Genomic DNA, 26,441 nt, shown 5'->3' with positions numbered 1-26,441 from the left:
GCCCGTGCCCCGTGCGCTTCCCGCGCCCCGATGTGCCCCGACGCACCGCGCCTCCCAGGAAGTCCCGCGTGACACCCGAAGCCCCTCCCACCAAGACCACCCACCGCCCGCTGGTCATCGCGTCGATCATGGCGTCGATGGCCATGGTCGCGATCGAGGCGACCATCGTCTCCACCGTCATGCCGCAGATCGCCTCCGAGCTCGGCGGGCTGCATCTCTACAGCTGGGTCTTCGCCTCGTTCCTGCTCGCGCAGACCGCGATGACGGTGGTGTTCGGCAAGCTCTCCGACCTCTACGGGCGCAAGCCCGTCATGTTCGCGGGCATCGCCATCTTCCTCGTCGGCTCGCTGCTCGCGGGCTTCTCGTGGTCGATGCCGGCCATGATCTGCTTCCGGCTGATCCAGGGCATCGGCGCCGGCGCCATCCAGCCGGTGGCGCTGACCATCGTGGGCGACCTCTATCCGGTGCGCGAGCGCGGCAAGGTGCAGGGCTACCTCGCGAGCGTGTGGGCCGTGTCCGCCGTGCTCGGGCCGATGCTCGGCGCGCTGATCGTGCAGAAGCTCTCGTGGGCCTGGATCTTCTGGATCAACGTGCCGATCGGCCTCGCGGCCGCACTGGGCTTCTGGGCCTTCCTGCACGAGACGCCGGCCACGCGCCGTGCCTCGATCGACATCGTGGGCGCGGTGCTGTTCGCCGCCGGCATCGCGGCGCTGATGATCGCGCTCACCGAGTTCGGCATCGGCAACGACGCCTCGGCCTGGGGCTGGAGCGCGGCCTTCGTGCTCACGGTGCTGCTGTTCGTGTGGCAGGAGCGCCGCGCGGCCGACCCGATGGTGTCGTTCAAGCTCTGGGGCGCGCGCGTCATCGCCACCGTCAACGGCGCGGCCCTGCTCGCGGGCATGGTGCTGATCGGCATCACCACCTTCCTGCCGATGTACGTGCAGGTGGTGCTCGAGCGCTCGTCGGTCACCGCGGGCCTCACCCTGACCATGGTGATGCTGGGCTGGCCGATCGGCGCCACGCTGACCTCGCGCATCTTCCAGCGCGTGGGCCTGTGGCGCATCCTCGTGGCCGGCGCGGCCCTGATCCCCGTGGGCTGCGCGAGCTTCGTGCTGCTCGCCGCGGGCAGCACGCCGGTGCTCGCGGGCGTGGGCTCGTTCGTCATCGGCCTGGGCATGGGCCTCTTGAGCCTGAGCTCGCTGATCCTGATCCAGGAGTCGGTCGACGTCGCGCAGCGCGGCAGCGCCACCGCGTCCAACGTGTTCTCGCGCAACCTCGGCAGCGCGCTCGGCGCGGCCTTCTTCGGCGCGGTCTTCAACTTCGGCCTCACGCGCGCCGACGGCCGCCTCGCCTTCACCGACGAGCAACTGCGCCTGCTGCTGCAGGGCCCGGCCTCGCCCGCGGCCGGCGACGCGGCGCTGCGGCTCGCGCTCGGCGGCTCGCTGCACCTGACCTTCGTGATGATGCTGGTGGTGGGCCTCGCCGTGTTCGCGCTCTCGCTGTGGCTGCCGCGCGAAGCCACGCAGATGCATGCGCTCGCACGGCGCGAAGCCGCGCCGAAATAGCAGCCGCCCAGGCTCGCTGACCGCGCCCTGACCACGGGGCGCGAAACCGCAGATCCGTTGCTTTTACGGCGTGCCGCGCACGCCGCGCGTGCGCCTGCGCGCGCTGTTTCCGAGCGTGGAAGAAAACGCTAATGCGCACCTAAGTCTGCTGCCTTCGGACTGACATTTGGCAAAACCACCATCGACCGGTCCTTGAATCAAGGGCCGCCGGATTCGGCGAATCCGTGCGTCCGTTCGCATTCCCCAACGATCGAGAGTCGACTTTGAAACCCATCCACAAGATCAAGACCGGCCTGCTGTGCCCCGCGCTCACGGTGCTCGCAGCCTCCGTGCTCACCGCCTGCGGTGGCGGTGGCGGCAGTGGCTTCGCGTTCCTGCCGCCCGGCGACGGCAGCGGCAACGCCGTCACCCTCAGCGGCGTGGTCGCCGCCAGCGGCTACGTGCCCGGCAGCAACACCGGCAACCCGACGCTCAAGGCCGGCTACTACGCGAAGGCCACGGTCTTCGTCGATGCCAACGGCAACGGCGTGCTCGACAGCGGCGAGGTCTCGACCACCACCGACGCCAGCGGCAAGTTCACGCTGACCACCACCACCCAGACCGGCCAGCTCGTGGCCGACATCGGCAGCTCGGCGACCAACACGGCCACCGGCGCCAAGGTCGCGAGCCACCTGATCCTGCGCGCCTCGGCCGACCAGATCGCCGACCAGGGCGCGGCGAAGATCGTCATCAGCCCGCTGTCGAGCGAAGCGCAGCGCCTGGTGGAAGCCAACGGCAGCAGCTACAAGGCCGAGAAGGCCAACCTGCTCGCGCGTCTGAACGTGCCCACCTTCAACCTCGGCACGGCCGCGCTCACCGATCCGCTGGCCGACGTCAACGGCCTGAAGGGCACCGACCAGTACGCGGCCCTGTACCAGGACAACGAACTGACCAACCGCTACACCTACGCGACGGCCAAGCTCGATCGCAAGGACATGTTCCCCGACCACCTCGCGGTGGCGGGCGGCGACCCGCGCCTGGTGGGCCTGTCGGGCGTGATACTCAGCAACAAGGATGGCAGCAGCGTCGCGCGTTCGCAGCCGCTGCAGAAGCAGGCGCCGATCACCTTCGCGCAGGCGCAGCAGGCGGCCTTCAACGTCGAAGGCGTGCCGGCCTACGACAACATCTTCGTGATCATCGAGGAGAACAAGTCGACCGACGTGATCGTGGACAACCCGCGCGCCGTCAACATCAACTACATCCTCAAGAAGTACAACCAGCTCAGCACCTACTACTCGACCGGCAACCCGTCCGAGCCCAACTACAGCGCGCTGGGCGGCGGCGACGACTTCGGCATCACCGACGACAACTGGTTCGGCTGCGGCGTGGTTCCCGACGGTCCCTACAAGATCACCGACGTCGAATTCAAGGGCGGCACGGCATCCGACGGCCAGCCCCTGCCCACGCAGGACAAGCTGCCGCCCGCGAACAGCGCCACGCGCGCCGGCTACAGCGCGGCCAGCGCGAGCTGCGGCGACACGCCGACCACGGGCACCGTGCACAACATCCCCGGCGACAACCTGTTCACGCTGATGTCGAAGACCGGTCGCACGATCCGCACCTACAGCGAATCGATGAACCCCGGCCAGGACGTGCGCGCCGACAGCATCGCCGATGCGAAGGTGGTCGCCACCTATGACGCGGCCAAGCTGGGCGTCACCAACCTCGACGGCTCCACGCCCAGCCTCGTGGGCACGGCCAACTTCGCCGTGGTGAACGGCCTCTACAAGGTCAAGCACGGCCCGTCGATCGCCTTCCAGGACGCGCGCAACCTGCCCGAGTTCGTGGCCACCAACCGCACCATCTTCGGTACGCAGTACCAGGAAGCCGACTGGCTCAAGACCTCGGTGTACGGCACGCCCAGCGGCTGGATCTACGACCAGTTCAGCAAGGACCTGGAGACCGGCGACGTGGGCAACATCAACTTCGTGGTGCCCGACCAGTGCGACGACATGCACGGCGTCGGCAGCGACACCAGCTGCGTGAGCAACAACAACGGCCAGGCCAACGGTGTGATGCGCGCCGACATCTATCTCGGCATGGTGGTCAAGAAGATCCAGAGCTCGGCGCTTTGGAAGAACCCGAACAAGCGCGTGGCGATCGTCGTGATGTACGACGAAGGCGAGGGCGGCAGCAACGGTTCGTGCTGCGGCTGGAATGCCGGCGGCCCGAATTCGAAGACCACGCCGCTGACCGTGGACGCGAGCGGCAAGGGCCTGCCGATCGCGCCGCCGCTCAACTACAGCAACGGCAACTTCGGCCACGGCAACTCGATCTTCGGGATCATCAGCAACCAGCAGGACGTGGGCGGTGCGAAGAAGCAGGTGGTGGACAGCGATGCCTACAGCCACTTCTCGTTCGTGCGCACCTTGCAGGACATGTTCCAGATCGCCGACCCGGCCGTCGATGCGAGCTACCTGAACCGCGCCAAGTACACCGAAGCCTTCATCACGGCCAACATCGCGGCACTGCCGGAGTACTCGGGCAGCGCGGACACGCACTTCGACTCGGTGCGGCCGATCAACCATGCCTACGTGATTCCGGCCGGCTACACGCAGAAGCTCTATCCGAACGACATCGTCGGCGTGCAGGACCCGGTCACCGGCAAGCTCGAAGGCCAGATCACGCCGCAGGTGGGACCCGACGCGAGCCAGGTCAACGTCTGGGCGACGAAGTAACCCGAAGGACGATCCGCGGGGCGAGGCGCATCGCTTCGCTCCGCGGATCTTTCCCCTCATGCCATTCCAGACGGGATCCGTTGCGGACCGCCTGGAATCCGGCGTTTCAGGTTTCCGAAATCCCGCAAGGTGGCGCGGCCGTCTTCGCGGGATGCAACGTTGAATGATGAACTTGGCAATGGAAAAGACGGTCGCGCTCGGCATGGTGCTCGCGGCCGCGTTGTGGGCCCTGGTGGCCTGCAACAGTAGCGACCCGGCGACGGCCAAAGCTGCCGCCGCCGCGCGCACGCCGGTGCTGAGCCTGCCGGCCCAGATCGGCCAACTGGCCTTCTTCGACAAGCGGCTCTCGGGCGGCGGCAACATGTCGTGCGCGAGCTGCCACGACCCGCAGTACGCCTACGGCCCGCCGAACAGCATCTCGGTGCAGCTCGGTTCCGACATCGCGCAGACCGGCGCGCGCGCCGTGCCTTCGCTGCGCTACCGCGAATCGACGCCGGCCTATGACGACAACGCACCGAATCCCGACGGCGTGACCTCCGAGTCGCCGGGCGGCGGCTTCATGTGGGACGGCCGCGCGGCCACGATGGCGGCGCAGGCCGCGCTGCCGCTGCTCAACCCGGTCGAGATGAATGCCGCCTCGAAGGAGGCGGTGGTGAAGGCGGTGCGCGAGGGCAGCTATGCGGCGCTGTTCAAGCAGGCCTTCGGCGCCAAGGTGTTCGACGACACCGACGTGGCCTTCGACGACCTCGGCAAGGCGATCCAGGCCCTCGAGACCGAGGACCTGAGCTTCCATCCGTACAGCAGCAAGTACGACCTCTATGTCTTCAACAAGATCGGCGGCGCGCTGACGCCCGCCGAGCGGCGCGGCGAGGTGCTGTTCCACAGCAGCGGCATCGCCAACTGCTCGGGCTGCCACTACACGGGCGCCAACTTCAACGGCAACACCGGATTGATGACCGACTTCACCTACCAGGCGCTGGCCGCGCCGCGCAACGACCGCTCGATCCCGAACAATCCCGATCCGATCCCGGCCAACGACGATCCGAAGTACTTCGACATGGGCCTGTGCGGGCCCTTCCGCACCGACCACATGCCCGCCACGCCGGACACGGCGAACCCGTACTGCGGCATGTTCAAGGTGCCGGTGCTGCGCAACGTGGCGACGCGCGGCAGCTTCTTCCACAACGGCGTGTTCCATTCGATGGAGCAGGTGCTCAACTTCTACAACACGCGCGACACCCATCCCGAATACTGGTATCCGGCCGACAAGGACGGCAGCGGCGCGCCGCGGGCGAATCCGGCCTGGGCGCTGCAGCCCACGGCCGTGCCGGGCGCGACGGTGCGCAAGTACAACGACCTGCCGCGCGCGCAACAGGGCAACGTCGACGAGGAAGTGCCGCTGGGCACGGGCGAGGGTGGCGAGAAGACGCTGGCCAGCGGCACGAAGCCGCGCGCGCCGGGCTCGGCACCGGCCATGACGGCGCAGCAGATCGCCGACCTGACCTGTTTCCTCGGCACGCTGAGCGACGGCTACCAGCCGTCCGCCACGCCGGCGGCTTCCGGCCGGTGCACGAAATGACGGTCACGCGCTCCAGCCCCTGGCGGCGCTTCGGCATCGCCGCGTGCCTCGCGTTGCCGATGGTCGTGCTGAGCGCCTGCGGCAACGAAGAGGCGCGCTTTCCGAACCGCGACAACTTCACCGCGACCGCCAACGACTACCTCGCGCAGCGCGGGCATGTGTGCCTGGCCAAGTACGACTGGCCGATCAAGGTCGCGACCGGATCGAACGCGCCCGACGCACAGCAGATGCCGCTGCTCGAGAAGCTGGGCTTCGTGACCGGCAAGGACGTCGCGGCCGCGCGCGAATACGCGCTGACCGACGCCGGGCGCGAGCACTACCTGCAGCTGCCCGTGGTGGTGCGCACCACCACGCAGACCGTCGTGCACCCGGCCGATCTCTGCGCGGCCACCCTGAGCCTCGATCGCCTGGTCGGCTGGGACCCGCCGCAGACCCGCGAAGACCGCACCACGACTTCGCTGCTCTTCACCTACCGCATCGCGCTCGATCCCTGGGCCACCGCGCCCGAGGTGCAGCAGGCCTTTCCGCTGCTCGCGCGCGCGATCCAGCGCGAGGGAACGATGCAGATGCGCCTCGGCGTCCACCTCACGCGGCGCGGCTGGGTCGCGGACGAACTCGACCTGCACTGAGCCCCGCCTTGGCTATCCGATACCTCCACCAGAACCCCATGACTCTCCGTTCCTCGCTCCAGACCCTGACGACCCTCACCGCGATGGCCGCGCTCTGCGCGCTCGCCGCCTGCAGCGCCGGCCCCGACGCCAGCGCCCCCACCGCCGAGAACCTCGCGGCCCCGCTCGATGCCTACCTGGCCGAGCGCGGCGACATCTGCCTCGCGATGTTCGACTGGCCGATCGACCTGACCGAAGCCGAGGCCGGCTCCGGCGCGCGCCACGCGGTGCAGTTCCCGGTGATGGAGAAGCTGGGCCTGGTGCGCAGCACCATCGTCGCGGCGCCCAAGAGCGCCGAGAACCCCGACGGCGCGGTCAAGCGCTTCGAGCTGACCGACGAGGGCCGCAAGTTCTACAAGCCGCATTCGCACGCGACCCGCGATGCCGAACATGCCAACGACTTCTGCGTGGCGCACCTGCAGCGCGAGAAGATCGTCGACGTGAAGCTGGCCGGCACCGACGCCAGCCATCCGATGGCCGTGGTGAGCTACACCTACCGCATCGAGCCGGCGCCGTGGATGCAGGACCCCGACGCGCAGCGCGTGTTCCCGATGGTCGCGCGCATCATGAATGGCGCCAACGGCCCGCTGCAGCTGCGCCAGGGCTTCACGCGCGGCGACAAGGGCTGGGTGCCGCACCTGGGTCCCGTCTGAGCGGCGGCCGGCCATGAGCACCGTCGTGCGCTTCTCCCCCGAGCTGGGGCACTGGCTCCAGGGCATGCTCGATGCCGGCCAGCTGCCGCAGGCGCTGGTCGCCACGATGCGCGGCAAGGGCATGAACGAACGCGCCGCGCAGGCCATCGTCGCGGCCCATGTGGATGCGCGGCAGCGTGGAGCGCCGATGCCGGCCGATGCCGTCGAGCTGCCGGACGCGCCCGCCGACAAGCCCGCGATGCGGCTCGCAGCGGGCACGCGGATCCAGGCCATCGACCGCGAGATCGTCGTGCATGCGCGCGGCGAGGACCCGGTCCATGCCTCGCTGGGCAACGTGATGGATGCCGAGGAATGCCGGGCGCTGATCGAGATGGCGCGTCCGCGTCTCGCGCCTTCCACCCTGGTCGATCCGATGAGCGGGCGCGACGTGGTCAGCGACCGGCGCGCGAGCTGGGGCATGTTCTTTCGCCTGGCCGAGAACGAGCTCGTGGCCCGCCTCGACCGGCGGCTGTCGGCGCTGATGAACCTGCCGCTGGAGAACGGCGAGGGCCTGCAGCTGCTGCACTACCCCGAGGGCGCGGGCAGCGAGCCCCACCACGACTACCTGGTGCCGGGCAACGCGGCCAATCGCGAGTCGATCGCACGCAGCGGCCAGCGCGTGAGCACGCTGGTGACCTACCTCAACGACGTGCCAGAGGGCGGCCAGACCGTCTTTCCGCAGCTGGGCCTGGCGATGTCGCCGGTGCGCGGCAATGCCTGCTACTTCGAATACGGCGACGACGAGGGCCGCGTCGATGCGCGATCGCTGCATGCGAGCGCGCCCGTGACGCGCGGCGAGAAGTGGGTCGTGACCAAGTGGATGCGCGCGCGCCGCTTCGTGTCGGCTGGCGAAGTCAAGCGGCCGTTGCCGGCGCGCTGACCGGCACCGCCACCGGGCTGCGCTCCGCGAACTGCCCGTTCCAGTACGGGTAGTAGGGGTAGGGCGGCGCGATCGCGCTGGCCGCATCGAGCCGCGCCATCTGCGCGTCGCTCAGTTGCCAGCCGAGCGCACCGAGGTTCTGCGTGAGCTGCGCCTCGTCGCGCGCGCCGATCAGCACGCTGGCCACCGTGGGCCGCTGCAGCAGCCAGTTGAGCGCGATCTGCGCATGGGTCTTGCCGGTCTCCTCGGCCACGATGTCCATCGCATCGACGACGCGGTAGAGGCGTTCGTCGTCCGCCGGCGGCGCGAAGCCGGCGGTCTCGTGCAGCCGGCTGCCCGCGGGCAGCGGCTGGCCGCGCCGGATCTTGCCCGTGAGGCGGCCCCAGCCCAGCGGGCTCCAGACGATCGCGCCCACGCCCTGGTCCAGGCCCAGCGGCATCAGCTCGAACTCGTAGTCGCGTCCGACCAGCGAGTAATAGGTCTGGTTCGCCACGTAGCGCTCGAGGCCGAGCCGGTCGGAGGCCGCGAGCGACTTCATCAGCTGCCAGCCCGAGAAGTTCGACATGCCGATGTAGCGCACCTTGCCCGACTTCACGAGGGCGTCGAGCGTGCCCAGCACCTGCTCGACCGGCGTCATCGCGTCGAAGGCATGCAGCTGCAGGATGTCGATGTAGTCGGTGCCCAGCCGCTTGAGCGCGGCCTCGGTCGCGCCCACCAGGTGGTGGCGCGAGGCGCCGACCTGGTTCGGTCCGTCGCCCGCGCGCAGCGAGAGCTTGGTCGAGACGATGGCCTTGTCGCGCCGGCCCTTGAGCGCGGCGCCGAGGATGGTCTCGGAGGCGCCGTCCGAATAGACGTCGGCGGTGTCGAACAGGTTCACGCCGGCATCGAGCGCGATATCGACGATGCGGCGCGCGCCGTCGGTACCGGTGTTGCCCCAGGCGCTGAACAGCGGGCCTTGCCCGCCGAAGGTGCCGGCGCCGAAACCGAGGGCGGGCACCTTGAAGCCCGAGCGGCCGAGAAAGCGTTGTTCCATGAGAACTTCTCCTTTGTTTGAATGAGCGATGGATCAGGCGCGCATCGAGGCGCAATCGCCCGGCAGGGTGCGGTCGCCGCGGCGGTCGAGCGCGCGGCTCCACAGCGCGATCGCGAGGCCGGCCACGGTGAGCAGCGCGGCGGCCCAGCCCAGCGCGCGCAGGCCCGGGCCATGGTCGATCACCACGCCGCCGGCCCAGGCGCCGAGCGCATTGCCGAGGTTGAAGGCCGCGATGTTGAGGCTCGAGGCCAGGTTCTGGCCGGCGCCCGAGGCCTTCTCGAGCACGCGCAGCTGCATCGGCGCCACCGTGGCGAAAGAGGCCACGCCGAGCAGCCCGACGAAGACCACGGCCGCGATCGGCGTGCCGATCGCGAACTGCATGGTGCCGAGCACCACCGCGAGCACGGCCAGCGTGCCGAGCACCGCGGGCATCACGGCGCGGTCGGCCAGCCGGCCGCCGAGGATGTTGCCCACGGCCAGGCCGCCGCCGAACACCAGCAGGATCGGCGACACGGCCGATTCCGACAGGCCCGTGACCTGGGTCAGCAGCGGCTGGATGTAGGTGAAGACGGCGAACACGCCGGCGAAGCCGAGCACCGTCATCGCCAGGCCCAGCAGCACCTGGGGCCGGGCCAGCACGGCGATCTCCTCGCGCAGCGGCGCGGGCCTGGCTTCGCCCTCGACGCGCGGCACGAACACGGCCAGCACCGCGAGCGCCACCACGCCGATCAGCGCCACGGCCCAGAAGGCCGCGCGCCAGCCGAAGTGCAGGCCGAGCCAGGCGCCGAAGGGCACGCCCAGCAGGGTGGCGGCGGTCAGGCCGGTGAACATGATGGCGATGGCCGAGGCGCGGCGTTCGGGCGCCACCAGGCCGGTGGCCACCACCGAGCCGACGCCGAAGAAGGTGCCGTGCGCGAGCGAGGTGATGACGCGCGCCCCCATCAGCAGCTCGTAGTTGGGCGCCAGCGCGCAGGCGATGTTGCCGAGCGTGAAGATCGCCATCAGCGCCAGCAGCACGGTCTTGCGCGGCAGCCGGCGGGTGGCGATGGTGAGCAGCGGCGCGCCGACCGCGACCCCGAGCGCATAGCCCGAGATCAGCAGGCCGGCGGCCGTGATCGAGACCCGGAGGTCGGTCGAGACCTGCATCAGCAGGCCCATGATGACGAATTCGGTGGTGCCTATTCCGAAGGCACCGGCGGTGAGGGCGAGTAGAGCGATGGGCATGATGCCCTGTACTGTGCGGACGAAGCCGCTCGTTGACTAGAATGCCGCCGGTCAACGCACTTGTGAATTCAACTCACAAGTCGATTCCACCGGAGAACACGCCATGCCGCGCATCGATGTCAACCGTTCGGGCGAGATGGAGGCCTTCGTGCAGGTGGTCGACGCGGGCGGCTTCTCGGCCGCCGCGCGGCTGCTGGGCATGACGCCCTCGGCCGTCAGCAAGCTGGTGGCGCGGCTCGAGGCGCGGCTGGGCATCCAGCTCGTACACCGTTCCACGCGCAAGCTGCAGCTCACGCCCGAGGGCCTGCATTTCTACGAGCGCAGCCACCGCGTGCTGGCCGACATGGACGAGGCCGAGCGCTGCGCGGCCGCCGGTGCCGCGCCGCGCGGGCGGGTCAGCATCAACGCCAGCGTGTCCTTCGGCCACCACATGCTGGTGCCGCTGGTGCCCAGGCTGATCGAGCAGCATCCGCAGATCACGCTCGACATCGCGCTGACCGACCGCATCGTCGACCTGATGGACGAGCGCGCCGACATCGCGATCCGCTGGGGCCAGCTGCCTGCCTCCGACCTGGTGGCGCGGCGCATCGGCGACACCAGCCAGACCCTCCTGGCTGCCCCGTCCTACCTCGCGAAGTACGGCACGCCGCGCACGCCGCAGGAACTCGAGGCGCACAGCCGCCTGGGCTGGACCTACCGGCGCAGCGCGCCCGACTGGCCGTTCCGCATCGACGGCCGGACGATCCTGCTGCCGGTGGCCGGCCCGGTGCGCGCGGGCGATGGCGAGACCCTGCGCCACCTCGCGATCGCGGGCGCGGGCATCACGCGGCTGTCGCTCTATCACACGCAGCACGACATCGACGCCGGCCGGCTCGTGCCGCTGCTCGAGGAATTCAACCCGAACGAGGTGGAGCCGATCCACGCGGTCTACATCGGCAAGGCCGGCACCCTGCCGGCGCGGGTGCGCGCGGTGCTCGACTTCCTCGTGGCCTGCTCGGGCGTGGGCGGCGGGCGCTACACGCGCAGCCGCACGGCGCCGATGCCGGGGAAGTCGGCCGTCACCTGATCGCCGCGCGCGCAGGGCAAGAGGCCGATCCAGGAACCGGTGGTGACCACCGTGCCGGCCGGCACGGCCTGGCCATGGCGCGTGAGATGGCGCAACCAGATCGGCAGCAGCCAGGCCGGATCGCCGAGCGGATGGCTGCCTTCGCGCACCACCGTGTCGGCGTTGCCGATCCTGGTTTCGCAGCGCTGCGAGGCCCAGTCGATGGCGGCGAAGGGCCGCCATTCGCCGAGCACCAGCGCGCCGTGCACCTGCGAGTCGGCCAGCCGCAGCAACGGCGTGGCGGCCTCGCGGTCCTGCCAGCGCGCATCGCAGACCTCGATCGAGACGGTCATGGCATCGACCATCGCGGCCGCGTCTTCATGCGCGAGCGAGGCGGCCAGGGCCGGCGTGACCTCGCGGCCCAGGCGCAGCGCGATCTCGGCCTCGATGCCGGGCTGGTGGAACACCAGGTCGCTGTAGTCGGCCGGGCTCCGGCGCACGCCGGCGGGCGGCAGCGGCGCATGCGTGAGCGTCGCAGTGCGCGAGCCGCCGCCGGATTTCCAGCAGCCGGGCAGGGTGCCCGCGTCGAACCAGCCGAGTGCCGCGGCCACCGCGTCCTGCACCGCATAGGCCTCGGCGGGCGCGTGCAGCATGTCGAGCCAGGGCACGGCATCGAGCGTGCGGTCGGCGCGGCGCGCGGCGACGAGGGCGTCGGCCAGCGCGGAAAGAGCAGGGGGCAGGGTGGTCGTGTGTGCGTTCATGCCGCCGATCTTCTCAAGATTCGACGCGCACGTTGCCGTCCTTCACCACCTTGGCCCACTTGGCGATCTCGGTGTGGATGAACTGCCTGAACTTGTCCTGCGAGCCGCCGCCGTCCTCGGCGCCGTAGGTGTCGAGCTTCTCCTGCACGTCGGGCATGGCGAGCACGGCATTGACGTCGCGGTTGACCTTCTGCGCGATCGGCGCTGGCAGCTTGCCCGGGCCGGCGAGGCCGTACCAGGTGGTGGCCTCGAAGCCCTGGAAGCCCTGCTCCTGCATGGTCGGCACGTTCGGATGGCCCTTGGCGCGCTGGGTGCGCGTCTGCGCCACCGCGAGCACGCGGCCGCTCTTCACGTGCGGCGTGGCGGCGGTCATGGTCTCGAAGCTGTACTGGATCTGCCCGCCCATCAGGTCGGCCAGCAGCGGCCCGCTGCCCTTGTAGGGCACGTGCAGCGCATCGACGCCGGCCTGCAGCTTGAACATCTCGAGCGCCAGGTGCTGCGCCGAGCCGGCGCCGGCCGAGCCGAAGCTCAGCGTGCCGGGCGCGGCCTTGCAGGCGGCCACGATGTCCTTCACCGTGAGCGCCTTCTGCGCCGGGCTCGCGATCAGCAGGTTGGGCGTGACGCCCACCAGCACGATCGGCACGAAGTCGCGCTCCACGCTGTAGCGCAGCTTGGGCTGCAGGCTGGGCGCGAGCGCATGGCTGTTGATGTGGGCCATCAGCAGCGTGCTGCCGTCGCTCGGCTGCTGCGCCACGTAGTCGGCCGCGAGCACGCCGGCCACGCCGGCCTTGTTCTCGACGATCACCTGCTGGTTCCACATCACGGTGAGCTTCTGCGCCACCACGCGCGCCAGCGCATCGGTGCCGCCGCCCGGCGGGAAGCCCACCACGATGCGCACCGGCGCGTTGGGCCAGTCCTGCGCGAACAGCCGGGGCACGCCCAGCGTGGCGGCCGCGGCGGTCGCGGCCTGGATCAGGGAACGTCGTTGCATCGTGCTTGTCTCCGTGGGTTGTGATATCGGATGAAGGCCGAAGCCGCGAGTCCCGTGCCTGGACCTTCCTTGGCCATCCGCACCCTTCCCGGAAACCGTTCGGCCTGAGCTTGTCGAAGGCGGGGCGCGGCTTCGACAGGATCAGCCCGAACGGGTGGGGGGAGTGCGTTCTGATCTGCTGCGCGCAGACTCCCTTACGCGGCCTTCTTCAGCGCCACCGGCGCAGCCGGATGGCTCGCGAAATGGTCCATCGCCGCCTGCACGCCGCTGCCCGCGAGCTGGATGCCGGTGAGCTTCATGCCCATCTCCACACCCGCGACCATGGCCACCAGCGTGAGGTCGTTGCTGTCGCCGAGATGGCCCATGCGGAACATGCGGCCCTTGAGCTTGCCCAGGCCCGTGCCCAGCGAGAGGTCGAAGCGCTGGTGGATCAGCCGGCGCAGCGCATCGGCATCGACACCCTCGGGCGTGATCACGCCCGTGAGCACCGGCGAATAGACGGCCGGGTCGGCGCACTGGATCGGCAGGCCCCAGGCCTGGACCGCGGCGCGCACGCCCGCGGCCCAGCGGCGGTGGCGCGCGAACACGTTGTCCAGCCCTTCGCCCAGCAGCATGTCGAGCGATTCCGAGAGGCCGTAGAGCAGGTTGGTGTTGGGCGTGTAGGGCCAGTAGCCGTCCTTGTTCATCTCGACGATCTCGTCCCAGGCCCAGAAGGCCTTGGGCAGCTTCGCGCCCTTCGAGGCCTCGAGCGCACGCGGCGAGAGCGCATTGAAGCTGATGCCCGGCGGCAGCATCAGGCCCTTCTGCGAGCCGCTGACCGTGACGTCCACGCCCCATTCGTCATGGCGGAAGTCGGCGCTCGCGAGGCCCGAGATGCTGTCGACCATCAAGAGGGCCGGATGGCCGGCCGCATCGATGGCCTGGCGCACCGCGGCGATGTCGGAGGTGACGCCGGTCGAGGTCTCGTTGTGCACCACGCACACGGCCTTGATCTTCTTCTCCGTGTCCTTGCGCAGCCGCGCCTCGATCAGCTCGGCCTGCACGCCGCGGCGCCAGCTCGGCGCGTTCGGCAATTGCTCGTCGCTGCCCGCATAGGCGAGGAACTCGGTCGACACGCCCAGGCGCGTGGCCATCTTCTGCCACAGCGAGGCGAAGTGGCCGGTCTCGTACATCAGCACGTGGTCGCCCGGGCTCAGCGTGTTGGCGAGCGCGGCTTCCCAGGCGCCGGTGCCCGAGGCCGGGTAGATCGCGACCGGGTGCTTCGTCTTGAAGATCTGCTGGATGCCGCCGAGCACCTTCAGGCCCAGCGTGCCGAACTCGGGCCCGCGGTGGTCGATGGTGGGCAGGCTCATGGCCCGCAGGATGCGGTCGGGCACCGGGCTGGGGCCGGGGATCTGGAGGAAGTGACGGCCGGTGGGATGGAGGTCGAGTTGCAGCATGGCAGGTCCTTTCGGCGCCAGTTTTGCATTCAAAATTCATTTTGTTCTGCTGGTTTACCCTAAATATCAAAGGTTGTAGCCCTTCTTTTTTGCATTCAAAATGCAATCACGAGGCCCCAAGAACGCATCCCATGACCGCCGAAATCATCGAAATCTCCCGTCTCTCGCTGCACGACCAGGTCGCGGCGCGGCTGCGCACCATGCTGGTCGAAGGCCTGATCGCGCCGGGCGCCAAGCTCAACGAGCGCGAGCTCTGCCTGCAGCTGCGCGTCTCGCGCACGCCGCTGCGCGAGGCGATCAAGCTGCTCGCGGCCGAGGGCCTGGTCGACCTGCTGCCCAACCGCGGCGCGGTGGCCGTCAAGCTCACCGAGGCCGACGTGATCGACACCTTCGAGGTGCTGTCGATGCTCGAGGGCATGTCGGGCGAGCTGGCGGCGCGCCGCATCACCGAGGAACAGCTGTCCGAGGTGCGCGCGCTGCACTACGAGATGCTGGCCTGCTACGCGCGGCACGACCTCTCTGGCTACTACCGGCTCAATGCGCGCATCCATTCGGCGATCAACGAGGCCGCGGGCAATCCGGTGCTGTCGAACACCTACCGCTCGATCAATGCGCGCGTGCAGTCGCTGCGCTTTCGCACCAACCAGAACGAGGCCAAGTGGAAGAACGCGGTGGCCGAGCACGAACAGATGATCGAGGCGCTGGCCGCGCGCGATGCCGCCGCCATGCGCAAGGTGCTGGTCGCGCACGTGCTGCGCAAGCGCGACACCGTGCTCGAGCTGCTGCGCGAGGGCGAGATCTATCCGCCCGCGAAGAAGACCCGTTCCAAGGCGCCCTGAGCGCGCTTCCCCCCAAAGAAGAAAACCCACGATGCTCATCGAACCCGCCAGCCGCATCCAGCCCGCCGGAACCGTCCTGCCGCCCAACGACACCTGCGAGGCGCTCGCGCGCCGCCTGCGCGCCGAGACGCAAGGGCAGGTGCTGTTCGACGCGGGTTCGCGCGGGCGCTACGCCACCGACGCCTCGATCTACCAGATCACGCCGGTCGGCGCCTTCGTGCCGACGACCGAGCGCGACATCGCCACCGCCATCGACGTGGCGCGCGACCTCAAGGTGCCGGTGCTCGCGCGCGGCGGCGGCACCAGCCAGTGCGGCCAGACCACGGGCGCGGCGCTGGTGATCGACAACAGCAAGCATTTCCGGCGCGTGCTCGACCTGGACCTCGAAGCGGGCACCGCCACCGTCGAGCCCGGGCTGGTGCTCGACCACCTCAACGCGCAGCTCAAGCCGCACGGCCTCTGGTATCCGGTCGACGTGTCGACCAGCGCCCAGGCCACCCTGGGCGGCATGGCCGGCAACAACTCCTGCGGCTCGCGCTCCATCGCCTACGGCAACATGGTGCACAACGTGCTCGGCGCGAGCGCCTGGCTGTCGAGCGGCGAGCTGGTGGACTTCGGGCCCGTGGGCTCGCTGGGCGTGCGCGCCGCGGGCATCGCGCAGTTCGTGCGCGGCCTCGCGCGCCAGCACCGCGAGGCGATCGCGGCGAACTGGCCCAAGGTGATGCGCCGCGTGGCCGGCTACAACCTCGACATCTTCGACAACCAGAGCGAGAAGCCCTACACGGCCGACGGCAGCGTGAACCTCGCGCACCTGCTGATCGGCGCCGAGGGCACGCTGGCCTACACGCGCAGCCTCACGCTCAAGCTGGCGCCGCTGCCGCGCGCCAAGGTGCTGGGCATCGTCAACTTCCCGACCTTCCATGCGGCCATGGATGCCGCGCAGCACATCGTCAAGCTCGGGCCCACCGCGGTCGAGCTGGTCGACCGCACGATGATCGAGCTGAGCCTCGCGAACCCGGCCTTCAAGCCCACGGTGCAGACCGCGCTGATCGGCAAGCCGGCCGCGATCCTGCTGGTGGAGTTCTCGGGTGCCGAGAAGGCGCCGCTGCTGCAGGCGCTGGCTCGACTGGTGGAACTGATGGGCGACCTGGGCCTGCCGGGCAGCGTGGTCGAGATGCCCGACGAGGCGCGCCAGAAGAACCTCTGGGAGGTGCGCAAGGCCGGTCTCAACATCATGATGAGCCTCAAGGGCGACGGCAAGCCGGTGAGCTTCATCGAGGACTGCGCCGTGCCGCTAGCGCACCTGGCCGAATACACCGACGCGCTGACCGAGGTGTTCGCGCGCCACGGCTCGCGCGGCACCTGGTATGCGCATGCCTCGGTCGGCACCCTGCACGTGCGGCCGATCCTCGACATGCGCGCCGATGGCGGCACCAAGATGCGTGCCATCGCCGAGGAGGCCTCGGCGCTGGTGCGCAAGTACAAGGGCGCCTTCAGCGGCGAGCACGGCGACGGCCTGTGCCGCGGCGAATGGATCGAGTGGCAGTTCGGGCCCGCGATCAACGAGGCCTTCCGCGCGATCAAGCACAAGCTCGATCCCATCGGCCTGTTCAACCCCGGCAAGATCATCGACCCGCCGCGCATGGACGACGGCGCGCTGTTCCGCTTCGCGCCGCCGACCGCGCCGAAACCCTATCGCCGCATCGAGCTCAAGCCGGTGCTCGACTGGTCGGCCTGGAACGTGAATGCCGACCCGGTGACCGAGCAGACCTCCGCGCCCGGCACCGGCGGCGACAGCACCGGCGGCCTGGCCAAGGCGGTCGAGATGTGCAACAACAACGGCCACTGCCGCAAGTTCGACGCCGGCACCATGTGCCCGAGCTACCGCGTCACGCGCGACGAGCAGCACCTCACGCGCGGCCGCGCCAACACGCTGCGGCTGGCGCTGTCGGGCCAGCTCGGCCCCGATGCCTTCACCGGCGAGGCCCTGCACGAGACCATGGACCTGTGCGTGGGCTGCAAGGGCTGCAAGCGCGACTGCCCGACCGGCGTGGACATGGCGAAGATGAAGATCGAGTTCATGGCCCACTACAAGCGGCGCCACGGCCACACGCTCAAGGACCGGCTGGTGGCGCAGTTGCCCGACTACGCCCACCGCGCGAGCCGGCTGCCGTGGCTCCTGAACCTGCGCAACAGCGTGCCGGGGGCCGCCTGGCTCGGCGAGAAGCTGCTGGGCTTCTCGGCCAGGCGCTCGCTGCCGGCCTGGCGCAGCGACACCTTCTGGCGCGCCAAGGACGGCGAGCCCGGCCTGTTCGCCGACCGTGACACCGTGCTGGCGATCGCGCGGCGCGGCGGCAAGGCCGCGGTGCTGTTCGTCGACACCTTCAACGGCACCTTCGAGAGCGAGAACGCGCTCGCGGCCGCGCGCGTGTTGCAGGCCGCGGGCTATGTGCTGCACACGGTCGAGAAGCGCGGCGCGCACCATTGCTGCGGCCGCACCTATCTGGCCAGCGGCATGGTCGACGAAGCCAAGCGCAAGGCCGAGGCCCTGATCGATGCCTTGCTGCCGCTGGCGCGCGCGGGCGTGCCGGTGGTGGGCCTGGAGCCCTCGTGCCTGCTCACGCTGCGCGACGAAACGCTGGTGATGGGCTTCGGCGAGAAGGCCGAGACCGTGGCGAAGCAGGCGCTGCTGTTCGAGGAGTTCGTCGCGCGCGAGGTCCGCGCCGGGCGCTTCGAGCTCGCGCTCAAGCCGGCCGAGGCGCCGATCCTGCTGCACGGCCACTGCCACCAGAAGGCCTTCGGCGCGGTGAGCCCGGTGCTCGAGGTGCTGAAGCTGATCCCGGGCGCCGCGCCCGAACTGATCGAGAGCTCGTGCTGCGGCATGGCGGGCAGCTTCGGCTACGAGGCCAGCCACTACGAGGTCTCGATGCGCATGGCCGAGGCCAGCCTGTTGCCCGCGATTCGCGCCAAGCCCGGCGCCATCGTGGTGGCCGACGGCACGAGCTGCCGGCACCAGATCGCCGATGGCGCGCAGCGCGAGGCGGTGCACGTGGCGGTGCTGCTCGAGCGGCACCTGCTTCACGCGGAAGCCGGCGTGCACTGAGCGGCCGATTCACGCGCGACAGCGCGGCGGCGCGGCCTGCCGCAAAATGGTGCATCCCCGCGCACCGCCCGATGTCGACCACCCTGACTTCCTCCGCCCCCGTGCCGCCCACCTTGCGGCTGGCCTTCGCCCTGTCGATGGGCGCGGCCGTCTCGCTCGGCATCACGCGCTTCGCCTATGCGCTGCTGCTGCCGCCGATGCGCGACGACCTCGGCTGGAGCTATGCGCTCGCGGGCGGCATGAACACCGCCAACGCGGTCGGCTACCTGGTGGGCGCGCTGGTCACGCCGGCGCTGATGCGGCGCTTCGGCGTGAGCCGGCTGCTGGTGGTGGGCGCGGTGCTCGCGAGCCTGTTCATGGCCGGCAGCGGCTTCGTCACCGCGGCGCCCGCGCTGCTGCTGCAACGGCTGCTCGCGGGCATCGCGAGCGCCTGGGTGTTCGTGGCCGGCGGCCTGATGGCCGCGCGGCTCGGCGAGGCCGATGCCTCGCGCGGCGGCCTGCTGCTGGGCATCTACTACGGCGGCACCGGCTTCGGCATCCTGGCCTCGGCGCTGCTCGTGCCGCAGGTGCTGCAGGCCGCCGCGGGCGAACCGCATGGCTGGGCCTGGGCCTGGTGGGCGCTGGCAGTGGCCAGCGGCGTCGCGACCGTGCTGCTGGCCTGGGCCGGCCGCGCGCTGCCCGATCGACCCGCGCCCGCGGCCCGCCGCCGCGGCGCCCGGTGCCGCACCCGGCGCGCCGGTCGCGCTGCGGCGCTTCGGCTGGGCGCTCGCGGGCTATGCCTTCTTCGGCATCGGCTACATCGGCTACATGACCTTCGTGATCGCGCTGCTGCGCGAGCAGGGCGCCAGCGCGGGCTTCGTCACGCTGTTCTATTCGCTGCTGGGCATCGCCTGCATCGCCTCGTCGCGGCTGTGGGCCGGGCTGCTCGATCGCTACCGGGGCGGCCAGCCGCAGGCGCTGCTCAACGGGCTGTTGGGCGTGGCGACCTTGCTGCCGGTGCTCAGTGCGTCGGCGCCCGTCGCGCTGGTCTCTGGGCTGCTGTTCGGCGGCGTGTTCCTCTCGGTGGTGGCCTCGACCACCGCGCTGGTGCGCCACAACCTGCCGTCCTCGCGCTGGGCGCAGGGCATCAGCGTCTTCACCATCGTGTTCGCCTTCGGCCAGATCGTGGGCCCGACCATCACCGGCTGGATCTCCGACGGACCGGGCGGGCTGGCGCGCGGCCTCGTGGGGTCGGCGATCGCGCTGTGGCTCGGCGCCGTGCTGGCTTCGCGCCAGCATGCGCTGGAGCCCGCATGAACGAGGCGCTTGCGCTCGCCGACGAGGCCGCCGTGCCCGGCTTCGCCGTGTTCGACACCGCGCTCGGTGTCTGCGGCATCGCCTGGGGTCCGCGGGGGCTGGTCGGCGTGCAGTTGCCGCAGGACGACCCCACGCTCCAGCCCGCGCTCAGGCGCATGCGGCAGCGCTTTCCCGAGCTGCCCGAAGCCGAGCCGAATGCCGAGGCGCGACGCGCGATCGCGGCGGTGCAGGCCCTGCTCGAGGGCGCGCACGACGACCTGCGCGACATCGCGCTCGACATGCGCGGCCTGTCCGATTTCCATCGGCGCGTCTACGAGCTCGCGCGGCGCATTCCGCCGGGCCACACGCGCACCTACGGCGAGATCGCCGAGGAACTGGGCGACAAGACGCTGGCGCGCGCAGTGGGCCAGGCCATGGGCCTCAATCCCTTCGCGCCGGTGGTGCCGTGCCACCGCGTGCTCGCGGCCGGCAACAAGCCCGGCGGCTTCTCGGCCGGAGGCGGGGCGCTGACCAAGCTCAGGATGCTCGACATCGAGGGCGCGCGGCCCAACGGGATGGCGTCGTTGTTCTAGCGCGACTCGGCGATCAGCCGCCGCAGCTCGTCTACGTGCCGGCGCAGCGCCGCGTCGTCCATCGCCGTGTATCCGATCACAAGCCCTGGTGGCAGGTCCTTGCGCCGGCAGAAATCCGAGATCGCCTGGAAGCGCAGTCCGCGCTGCGCGGCCGCGCGCAGGAACGGCGCCAGCGCCATGTCCGGCGGCAGCCACCACACGAGGTGGAAGCCCGCGTGTTCCCCGGTCACATGCAGCCGCGCGGGCTCGAGCGCGGCGCGCAGGCCGCCGAGCACGAGGTCGCGGCGCCGCGCATAGACCATGCGCGCGCGCCGCACATGGCGCGCGAAGTCGCCGCTCTCGAGGAAGCGCGCCAGCGCCATCTGCTCGATCACGCCGGTGGAGCGCCCGGCGATGTGGCGGGCGCGGCGGAAGTCGGCGACCAGCGCGCGCGGCAGCACCATGTAGCCGATGCGCAGCGCGCCGAACAGGGTCTTGTTGAAGCTGCCGCAATGGATCACGCGGTCGGCCGCATCGAGGCTCTTGAGGGCGGGCAGCGGGGCGCTGTCGTAGCTGAATTCGCTGTCGTAGTCGTCCTCGACCAGCCAGGCCTGCGAGGCCTCGGCCCACGACAGCAGCTCGAGCCGGCGCGATACCGGCATCGTGATGCCGCTGGGCGACTGGTGCGCGGGCGTGAGATGCGCGAGCCGCGCATCGGCATGTTCGCGTGCATGCGCGACCGGGAAGCCCTCGGCATCGATGGGCACGGGAACCGCCTGCCGCCCGTGCTGGCCGAAAATCGGCGCGGCATGCAGGTAGCCGGGGTCCTCGAGCAGCACCTTGTCGCCGGGCGCGAGCAGCAGCCGCGCGCAGAGGTCGAGCCCTTCGCGGATGCCCGAGACGACCACGATGCGTTCGGCCTCGCAGGCGATGCCGCGCGCCACCCCGAGGTAGCGGGCGATCTGCTCGCGCAACGCCAGCAGCCCGAAGGGATCGTCGTCGGCCAGTTGCGCCGCGGTCACGCGCCGCGCGCTGGCCTGCAAGGTGCGGCGCCAGAGATCGAGCGGGAACAGAGACGGATCGGCCACGCGTGCCATGAAGGCCTGGTAGGCCTCGGTGGCCGCGAGCGGCGCCATGTCGGTCTTCCAGGCGGGCCGGGAACGTGGCACGGCCGGCCGCCGCTTCACCTCGCCGGCCTCGAGGAAGCGGTCGGGCACCTGCGCCGCCACATAGGTGCCCGATCCGGCCCGGCTGACCAGGTAGCCCTCGCTGCGCAACTGGTCGTAGGCCGCATCGACGGTCACGCGCGACACCTGCCAGCGCTGCGCGAGCTGCCGGGTCGAGGGCAGGCGCGCGCCCTTGGCCAGCGCGCCGTCGAGGATGCGCGCGCGGATCTGGCGGTAGATCCAGGCCTGCTTGGCCTCGCCCTCGCGCGGCGGTTCGGTCGCGAGATCGAGGCTCGATGGCGTGCGCCGGGCCTGCGGGGTGCTGGAAAGTGGCCTTATCGTTTTCTCCAGAATGGATCTACAGGAAAGGCCACATTCTATTTAGATTCGCGTCCAAGGCATTCCACCCACGAAGCTCCCCATGACGACGAACCCCACGCATTTCTTCTGCACCCTCGCGCCCGACGGCCCGCGATTCCCCCTCGACGACGCGGGCAGCCTGCTCGACGCGGCGCTGGCGCGGGGCGTGGCCGTGCCGTTCTCGTGCAAGCGCGGCGAGTGCGGTTCGTGCCGCGCGCAGCTGCTCGAGGGCAGCGTCGAGCGCATCGCGCCGCCTTCGGAGGCGGCCTACCAGGTCGACGCGGGCGAGCTGCTGATGTGCCAGTGCCGCGCCACCAGCGACCTGCGGCTGCGCTTCGCGCACTGGAGCGCGCCGGCGCTCGCGCCATCGCGGCATTCGGCGAAGGTGCTGGTCTGCGAACCGCTCACGGCCAAGGTCACGCGGCTCGTGGTCGAGCTGCAGAGCGCCGAGCCCTTTCGCTGCGCGCCGGGGCAGCATGCGCAGTTCGTGCTCGAGGAGGGCGAGCGCCGCAGCTTCTCGATCGCCAACCGGCCGTCGGAAGAGGGCGAAGCGAACCGGCTCGAGTTCCATATCCGCCGCATGCCGGGCGGCCTGTTCACCGAGCAGCGTCTCGCGGCGCTTCGACCCGCGGACCTGCTCGAGCTCGAAGGGCCCCACGGCGCCTTCGTCTGGCAGGCACCCGCCGACGGGATCGAGCACCTCGTGCTGCTGGCCACCGGCACCGGCTTCGCGGGCGTTCGGCCGATCCTGCAGACGGCGCTCGCGAGCGGCGCGTTCCGCACGGTGTCGCTCTACTGGGGCGTGGCAGAGGCCCGCGACTGCTATGCGGCCGAATGGCTCGACGAGATGGCACGGGCGCACGCGGGCTTTCGCTGGACCGCGGTGCCGTCTTCGCGCGTGGAGGTCAAACAGCATGTGCAGCACGCGGCATCGAGGGCCGCGCACGACTGGGCGCGGACCATCGTCTATGCCTGCGGCAACCCGGCCATGGTGCGCGACGCGCGCGCGCTGCTGCAGGCCGAGGGGCTGCCGAAGGCGCGCTTCGTCTCCGAGGTGTTTTTGCCGAGCACCAAGCAGGTCGCGCGCCATCCCTGGGAGAAGGTGGGCGCCACGTTCACGCGCGACGGCATCCTCGAAGCGCGCCGCCGCTCGATGGAGGCGCTGCCGCAGATCGCCGCGCTGATCGAACCGGGCATGACCACGGGCGAGGCGATCGCGGTCGCCGACCGACATCTGCGCCGGCTCGGCGCCGCCTACAACTGGCATCCGACCTATGTGCGCTTCGGGCCCGACACGCAGCGCACCTCGCGCGAGCCGGTCGATCGCCAGCGGCGCCTGCGCGAGGACGACGTCTACACCGTCGACCTGGGTCCGGTCTGGGATGGCTACGAGGGCGACTACGGCGATACCTTCGTTCGCGGCGCCGATGCCGACCACGCGCGCGTCACGCGCGCGGCGCGCGACATCTTCGAACGCGCGCAGGAGGCTTGGCGGCGTGGACTGAGCGGCGCCGCGCTCTACGATTTCGCGAGCGAGCTTGCAGGCACGCATGGCTGCGCACTGGTGCGCGAGACGGCCGGCCACCGGGTCTCGGACTTCCCGCATGCGCTCTACGGCAAGCACCGCCTGGCCGAGGCCGACTTCGTTCCGGGCGACGGCATCTGGGTGCTCGAGGTCCAGGTGCGCGACCTCGAACGGCCGATCGGCGCCTTCTTCGAGGACGTGCTTCTTAAGAATTGATTCAGATCATTCCTAACTCTGCGACCTAGAGTTCGGCAATGACTGTGAACCGTATCGACCCCCGACCGCTTTTTCTTCTTCGCACCTTCCATTCTTCCGTGCCGCGCCTCGCGCTCGTGGCCGTTGCCGCGGGCACGCTGCTCGCGGGCTGCGTGACGCCCGGCGAGCATGCGCGCGAGCAGCGCATGCGCGACGAACAGAACTGCATGGCCTATGGCTTCCGCCCCGAGAGCCCGGCCTATGCGCGCTGCCTGCAGAACGAGAACCTCTCGCGCCAGGACCGCGACAACCTGCAGGACATCGAATCGCGCCGCCGCTCGCAAGACCCGCGCCGCTATGGCGGCGGTGGCGGCGGCTGGGAGCGCGAACGCGACCGGGACCGCGATCGCTACGACCGCATGAACGACAACCAGCGCCAGGCGCTGCGCAACTGCGACCTGCTGCCGCCCGCCAACCAGCCGGGCTGCCGCGCGATGGTCTGGTCGACGCTCAAGTAGGGCTGCGCAGCGCCGCATCCGAGGGTGCGGCATCGAGCTTCGCGAGCGCGATGACCGCCGCCTGCAGCACGAAGCCCGCGAGCGCGAGCAGCAGGCACCCGGCCTCGCCCCACAGCGCGCCGGCCGCCGCGCCAAGGGCGGCACCCACGGGCCGCGCGCCGGCATTCACCGTGAGGAACACGGCCGAGACGCGGCCCAGCATGCCCGCGGGTGTCACGCCCTGGCGCAAGGTGGTCGAGCTGATGGTCCACACCATCGGCCCGGCGCCGAACACGAACAGCGAGGAGGCCGCGAGCGCGGCGCTGGGCCAATGCAATGTCGACGCCATCAACGCCGCGGCCAGCACCGCGCTGAACGGCCCGACGCGGATCGCACTGCCCGACCTCATGCGCGCCGCGATGCGCGGCGTGAGCAGCGCGCCCGCGACCATGCCCGCGCCATACATCGCGAGCGTGAGTCCCACGCCCCGCGCGCCGAGGCCGAGCGCGCGCACCGCGTGCGGCACATAGCCGGCCTGCAGCACGAACCAGGCGATGTTGAAGATGGCGCCGGTCAGCAGCATCGGCCGCAGCCAGGCATGGCGCAACACGAAGCGCGCGCCTTCGCGCAGCTCGGTCCACGGATGGCGCGCGGCGGGCATGCGGCGCGCCGGCTCGGGGAGCGTCCACAGCAGGGCCACGGCCGCGGCCGACAGCGCCGCCGCCAGCACGAAGGCCGCGCCCGCGCCGGTCCAGGCCACGAGCGCGCCCGCCACGGCGGGGCCGGCCGCGAAGGCCGCGCTGCGCGCCAGCTCGATGCGGCCATTGGCGCGCGCCAACGCGTCGCGCGGCACGAGTTCGGGCACCAGCGCCGGGGCCGCGACGCTGAAGGCCACGGTGCCGATCGCGCCGATGAACCCCAGCAGCGCCATGCCCGCGATGCCCATGCGCGCCGACCACGGCGCCGCCAGCACGGCGAGCATCAGCAGGAGCGACAGCGCGCGCAGCACTTCGGCGCGCAGCATCAGGCGCCGGCGCGGCATGCGGTCGGCGAGCAGGCCCAGCGGCATCGCGAGCAGCAGGAAGGGCAGGGTCTGCACGGCCGCGAGCAGCCCGGTCTCGGCGGCGCCCGCGCCATAGGCCATCACCGCGACCAGCGGCACCGCGGCCAGGCCGAGCTGCTCGGCCGACTGCGCCGCGAGGTTGGCATGGGCCAGGTGGAGAAAGGGGCGGGGCAGGGTGGAGGGCATGAGGCGATGTTCGTGGACCGCCCCGCATCGGGCTGGCCAAAAACGGACCCGCAAAAACAGACTCCTTCTGGAAGTCCTTCCGCGACTTTCGCGAAACCTTCGCGCCCTCTGCGTTCGGCCGTCCGCCTTCCGCTCCGTCGATCAGCCCGCGCCGGCCTGCTGCGCCAGCAGCATGTCCTCGAACCAGTCCGCCACCTGCCGCGCCTCGGGCGCCGCGCCCGGCGCAAGCCCGTAGTAGTAGCGCTCGAGCCGCATGCGCAGCGCGGGCAGCGGCGAGTGCAGCCGGCCCGAGGCCAGGTCGTGCGACACCAGCGAGGTCGGCGCGAGCGCGATGCCCAGGCCGTCGACCGCCGCCTGCAGCACGAAGTGCAGGTGGTCGAACTGCAGCCGCCCGGCCGGCCGCACGCGCGGCGCGCCGACCTGCTTCTTCCAGGCCTCCCAGTCCTCCTTGCGCGTGCGCGCCGACAGCTGCACGTGCGCGGCCAGCGCGCGCAGGTCGCGCAGCGGATGGGCCTTGAACAGCGCGGGCGCGCCGACCACCAGCACCTCGTCCTCGAGGAAGGGCTGCACCGCGATCGCGCCCGGCCAGCCCTCGAGCCCGCGGCGCACCGCGATGTCGAAGCTGTCGGCCACCTGCTCGGGCATCACGGTGCTCGTGACCACCTGCGGCTCGATGTCCGGATGGCGCTCGACGAAGGAGGGCAGGCGCGGGATCAGCCAGCGCACCGCGAACGAGGGCCGCACGTTGATGCGTACCGTGCGCGCCGCGCCCTGCGCCTGCAAGGCACGCGCGGCGGCGCCGATCTGCGCCAGCGCGGGCTCGACCTCGGCGAAGAACTGCTGGCCCTCGGCGGTCAGCGCGACCTGGCGGATGCGGCGCTCGAACAGCGCCACGCCGAGGAAGGCTTCGAGGCCCTTGATCTGGCGGCTGATCGCGCTGTGGGTGACGTGCAGTTCGTGCGCCGCGCGCGTGAAGCTCAGGTGGCGCGCCGCGGCCGCGAAGGCGCGCACGGCGTTCAGGGGAGGCTCGCGGGACGGCATGCGTGCGATTTTGTCACGCATGCGG

20 protein-coding genes and 1 pseudogene are annotated in these 26,441 nt (G+C 70.7%); 13 read left to right on the top strand and 8 right to left on the bottom strand.

All coding sequences use genetic code 11. From position 1 onward, the window contains the following. Positions 1-128: 128 nt before the first annotated feature. From INQ48_16225 to INQ48_16200, 6 genes are all read left to right on the top strand, one after another. On the top strand, positions 129-1,565 hold the full coding sequence (locus INQ48_16225) for an MFS transporter (GenBank protein ID QRF60759.1): 1,437 nt from the start codon (positions 129-131) through the stop codon (positions 1,563-1,565). Positions 1,566-1,858: 293 nt separating this feature from the next. Next, entirely contained in the window at positions 1,859-4,282 is a 2,424-nt protein-coding gene (locus tag INQ48_16220; protein ID QRF60758.1) for a phosphoesterase, read from the top strand. A 166-nt stretch (positions 4,283-4,448) separates the two neighbouring features. Then, entirely contained in the window at positions 4,449-5,861 is a 1,413-nt protein-coding gene (locus INQ48_16215; GenBank protein ID QRF60757.1) for a cytochrome-c peroxidase, read from the top strand. Between the two features lie 59 nt (positions 5,862-5,920). Next, the gene (locus INQ48_16210) at positions 5,921-6,490 is read left to right on the top strand and encodes a hypothetical protein (protein QRF60756.1); all 570 of its coding nucleotides are present in this window, start codon (positions 5,921-5,923) and stop codon (positions 6,488-6,490) included. A gap of 38 nt (positions 6,491-6,528) precedes the next feature. Further along, complete coding sequence (locus tag INQ48_16205) at positions 6,529-7,182, top strand: hypothetical protein (protein QRF54982.1); 654 nt, start codon at positions 6,529-6,531, stop codon at positions 7,180-7,182. A gap of 13 nt (positions 7,183-7,195) precedes the next feature. Next, complete coding sequence (locus INQ48_16200) at positions 7,196-8,101, top strand: 2OG-Fe(II) oxygenase (GenBank protein ID QRF54981.1); 906 nt, start codon at positions 7,196-7,198, stop codon at positions 8,099-8,101. On the opposite strand, the gene INQ48_16195 is transcribed toward INQ48_16200, so the two are convergent. Together INQ48_16195 and INQ48_16190 are read right to left on the bottom strand one after the other, a co-directional pair. Continuing rightward, complete coding sequence (locus tag INQ48_16195) at positions 8,076-9,134, bottom strand: aldo/keto reductase (protein ID QRF54980.1); 1,059 nt, start codon at positions 9,132-9,134, stop codon at positions 8,076-8,078. The two genes, INQ48_16200 and INQ48_16195, sit on opposite strands and share 26 nt — an antisense overlap. Before the next feature lie 33 nt (positions 9,135-9,167). After that, entirely contained in the window at positions 9,168-10,358 is a 1,191-nt protein-coding gene (locus tag INQ48_16190; GenBank protein QRF54979.1) for an MFS transporter, read from the bottom strand. Positions 10,359-10,461: 103 nt separating this feature from the next. On the opposite strand from INQ48_16190, the gene INQ48_16185 reads away from it, so the two are divergent. After that, a complete protein-coding gene (locus INQ48_16185) occupies positions 10,462-11,424 on the top strand; it encodes a LysR family transcriptional regulator (protein QRF54978.1) in 963 nt (320 codons plus the stop codon). On the opposite strand, the gene INQ48_16180 is transcribed toward INQ48_16185, so the two are convergent. The 3 genes from INQ48_16180 to INQ48_16170 all read right to left on the bottom strand — a co-directional run bounded on the left by INQ48_16180 (position 11,373) and on the right by INQ48_16170 (position 14,594). Continuing rightward, a complete protein-coding gene (locus tag INQ48_16180; protein ID QRF54977.1) occupies positions 11,373-12,164 on the bottom strand; it encodes a fumarylacetoacetate hydrolase family protein in 792 nt (263 codons plus the stop codon). The two genes, INQ48_16185 and INQ48_16180, sit on opposite strands and share 52 nt — an antisense overlap. A gap of 13 nt (positions 12,165-12,177) precedes the next feature. Next, positions 12,178-13,155, bottom strand: a complete 978-nt coding sequence (locus INQ48_16175; GenBank protein ID QRF54976.1) for a tripartite tricarboxylate transporter substrate binding protein — start codon at positions 13,153-13,155, stop codon at positions 12,178-12,180. 194 nt (positions 13,156-13,349) lie between these two features. Then, the gene (locus tag INQ48_16170; protein ID QRF54975.1) at positions 13,350-14,594 is read right to left on the bottom strand and encodes an aminotransferase class V-fold PLP-dependent enzyme; all 1,245 of its coding nucleotides are present in this window, start codon (positions 14,592-14,594) and stop codon (positions 13,350-13,352) included. 131 nt (positions 14,595-14,725) lie between these two features. On the opposite strand from INQ48_16170, the gene INQ48_16165 reads away from it, so the two are divergent. The 4 genes and pseudogenes from INQ48_16165 to INQ48_16150 all read left to right on the top strand — a co-directional run bounded on the left by INQ48_16165 (position 14,726) and on the right by INQ48_16150 (position 20,404). Then, the gene (locus tag INQ48_16165) at positions 14,726-15,433 is read left to right on the top strand and encodes a GntR family transcriptional regulator (protein QRF54974.1); all 708 of its coding nucleotides are present in this window, start codon (positions 14,726-14,728) and stop codon (positions 15,431-15,433) included. 31 nt (positions 15,434-15,464) lie between these two features. Beyond that, positions 15,465-18,536, top strand: a complete 3,072-nt coding sequence (locus tag INQ48_16160; protein ID QRF54973.1) for an FAD-binding protein — start codon at positions 15,465-15,467, stop codon at positions 18,534-18,536. Positions 18,537-18,607: 71 nt separating this feature from the next. Beyond that, positions 18,608-19,832 (top strand): annotated as a pseudogene (locus tag INQ48_16155) (YbfB/YjiJ family MFS transporter). Continuing rightward, positions 19,829-20,404, top strand: coding sequence for a methylated-DNA--[protein]-cysteine S-methyltransferase (locus INQ48_16150; GenBank protein ID QRF54972.1), 576 nt, complete (start codon positions 19,829-19,831; stop codon positions 20,402-20,404). The pseudogene INQ48_16155 and the gene INQ48_16150 overlap by 4 nt, the downstream one beginning before the upstream one ends. Here INQ48_16150 and INQ48_16145 read toward each other — a convergent pair. Then, complete coding sequence (locus INQ48_16145; protein QRF60755.1) at positions 20,401-21,888, bottom strand: PLP-dependent aminotransferase family protein; 1,488 nt, start codon at positions 21,886-21,888, stop codon at positions 20,401-20,403. The two genes, INQ48_16150 and INQ48_16145, sit on opposite strands and share 4 nt — an antisense overlap. An 82-nt stretch (positions 21,889-21,970) precedes the next feature. On the opposite strand from INQ48_16145, the gene INQ48_16140 reads away from it, so the two are divergent. Together INQ48_16140 and INQ48_16135 are read left to right on the top strand one after the other, a co-directional pair. Continuing rightward, positions 21,971-23,650, top strand: coding sequence for a M24 family metallopeptidase (locus tag INQ48_16140; protein ID QRF54971.1), 1,680 nt, complete (start codon positions 21,971-21,973; stop codon positions 23,648-23,650). Between the two features lie 98 nt (positions 23,651-23,748). Then, on the top strand, positions 23,749-24,147 hold the full coding sequence (locus INQ48_16135) for a hypothetical protein (protein ID QRF54970.1): 399 nt from the start codon (positions 23,749-23,751) through the stop codon (positions 24,145-24,147). Here INQ48_16135 and INQ48_16130 read toward each other — a convergent pair. Together INQ48_16130 and INQ48_16125 are read right to left on the bottom strand one after the other, a co-directional pair. Next, positions 24,140-25,375, bottom strand: a complete 1,236-nt coding sequence (locus tag INQ48_16130) for an MFS transporter (protein QRF54969.1) — start codon at positions 25,373-25,375, stop codon at positions 24,140-24,142. The genes INQ48_16135 and INQ48_16130 overlap by 8 nt on opposite strands. 141 nt (positions 25,376-25,516) lie before the next feature. Next, a complete protein-coding gene (locus INQ48_16125; GenBank protein ID QRF54968.1) occupies positions 25,517-26,416 on the bottom strand; it encodes a LysR family transcriptional regulator in 900 nt (299 codons plus the stop codon). Between the last annotated feature and the right edge of the window lie 25 nt (positions 26,417-26,441).

The organism is Variovorax paradoxus (assembly GCA_016806145.1).
Taxonomy (GTDB): Bacteria; Pseudomonadota; Gammaproteobacteria; order Burkholderiales; family Burkholderiaceae_C; genus Variovorax.
Note: the sequence above shows the minus strand (reverse complement) of the source record. Positions and strands in the feature narration are given on the sequence as shown.

Bases quoted from the DNA above. Each gene is read 5' to 3' on its own strand.
- INQ48_16180 (QRF54977.1), bottom strand. From the start codon at position 12,164: ATGAACGCACACACGACCACCCTGCCCCCTGCTCTTTCCGCGCTGGCC.
- INQ48_16185 (QRF54978.1), top strand. From the start codon at position 10,462: ATGCCGCGCATCGATGTCAACCGTTCGGGCGAGATGGAGGCCTTCGTG.
- INQ48_16225 (QRF60759.1), top strand. From the start codon at position 129: ATGGCGTCGATGGCCATGGTCGCGATCGAGGCGACCATCGTCTCCACC.
- INQ48_16150 (QRF54972.1), top strand. From the start codon at position 19,829: ATGAACGAGGCGCTTGCGCTCGCCGACGAGGCCGCCGTGCCCGGCTTC.
- INQ48_16175 (QRF54976.1), bottom strand. From the start codon at position 13,155: ATGCAACGACGTTCCCTGATCCAGGCCGCGACCGCCGCGGCCGCCACG.
- INQ48_16200 (QRF54981.1), top strand. From the start codon at position 7,196: ATGAGCACCGTCGTGCGCTTCTCCCCCGAGCTGGGGCACTGGCTCCAG.
- INQ48_16205 (QRF54982.1), top strand. From the start codon at position 6,529: ATGACTCTCCGTTCCTCGCTCCAGACCCTGACGACCCTCACCGCGATG.
- INQ48_16130 (QRF54969.1), bottom strand. From the start codon at position 25,375: ATGCCCTCCACCCTGCCCCGCCCCTTTCTCCACCTGGCCCATGCCAAC.
- INQ48_16165 (QRF54974.1), top strand. From the start codon at position 14,726: ATGACCGCCGAAATCATCGAAATCTCCCGTCTCTCGCTGCACGACCAG.
- INQ48_16195 (QRF54980.1), bottom strand. From the start codon at position 9,134: ATGGAACAACGCTTTCTCGGCCGCTCGGGCTTCAAGGTGCCCGCCCTC.
- INQ48_16140 (QRF54971.1), top strand. From the start codon at position 21,971: ATGACGACGAACCCCACGCATTTCTTCTGCACCCTCGCGCCCGACGGC.
- INQ48_16170 (QRF54975.1), bottom strand. From the start codon at position 14,594: ATGCTGCAACTCGACCTCCATCCCACCGGCCGTCACTTCCTCCAGATC.
- INQ48_16190 (QRF54979.1), bottom strand. From the start codon at position 10,358: ATGCCCATCGCTCTACTCGCCCTCACCGCCGGTGCCTTCGGAATAGGC.
- INQ48_16160 (QRF54973.1), top strand. From the start codon at position 15,465: ATGCTCATCGAACCCGCCAGCCGCATCCAGCCCGCCGGAACCGTCCTG.
- INQ48_16210 (QRF60756.1), top strand. From the start codon at position 5,921: ATGGTCGTGCTGAGCGCCTGCGGCAACGAAGAGGCGCGCTTTCCGAAC.
- INQ48_16215 (QRF60757.1), top strand. From the start codon at position 4,449: ATGAACTTGGCAATGGAAAAGACGGTCGCGCTCGGCATGGTGCTCGCG.
- INQ48_16125 (QRF54968.1), bottom strand. From the start codon at position 26,416: ATGCCGTCCCGCGAGCCTCCCCTGAACGCCGTGCGCGCCTTCGCGGCC.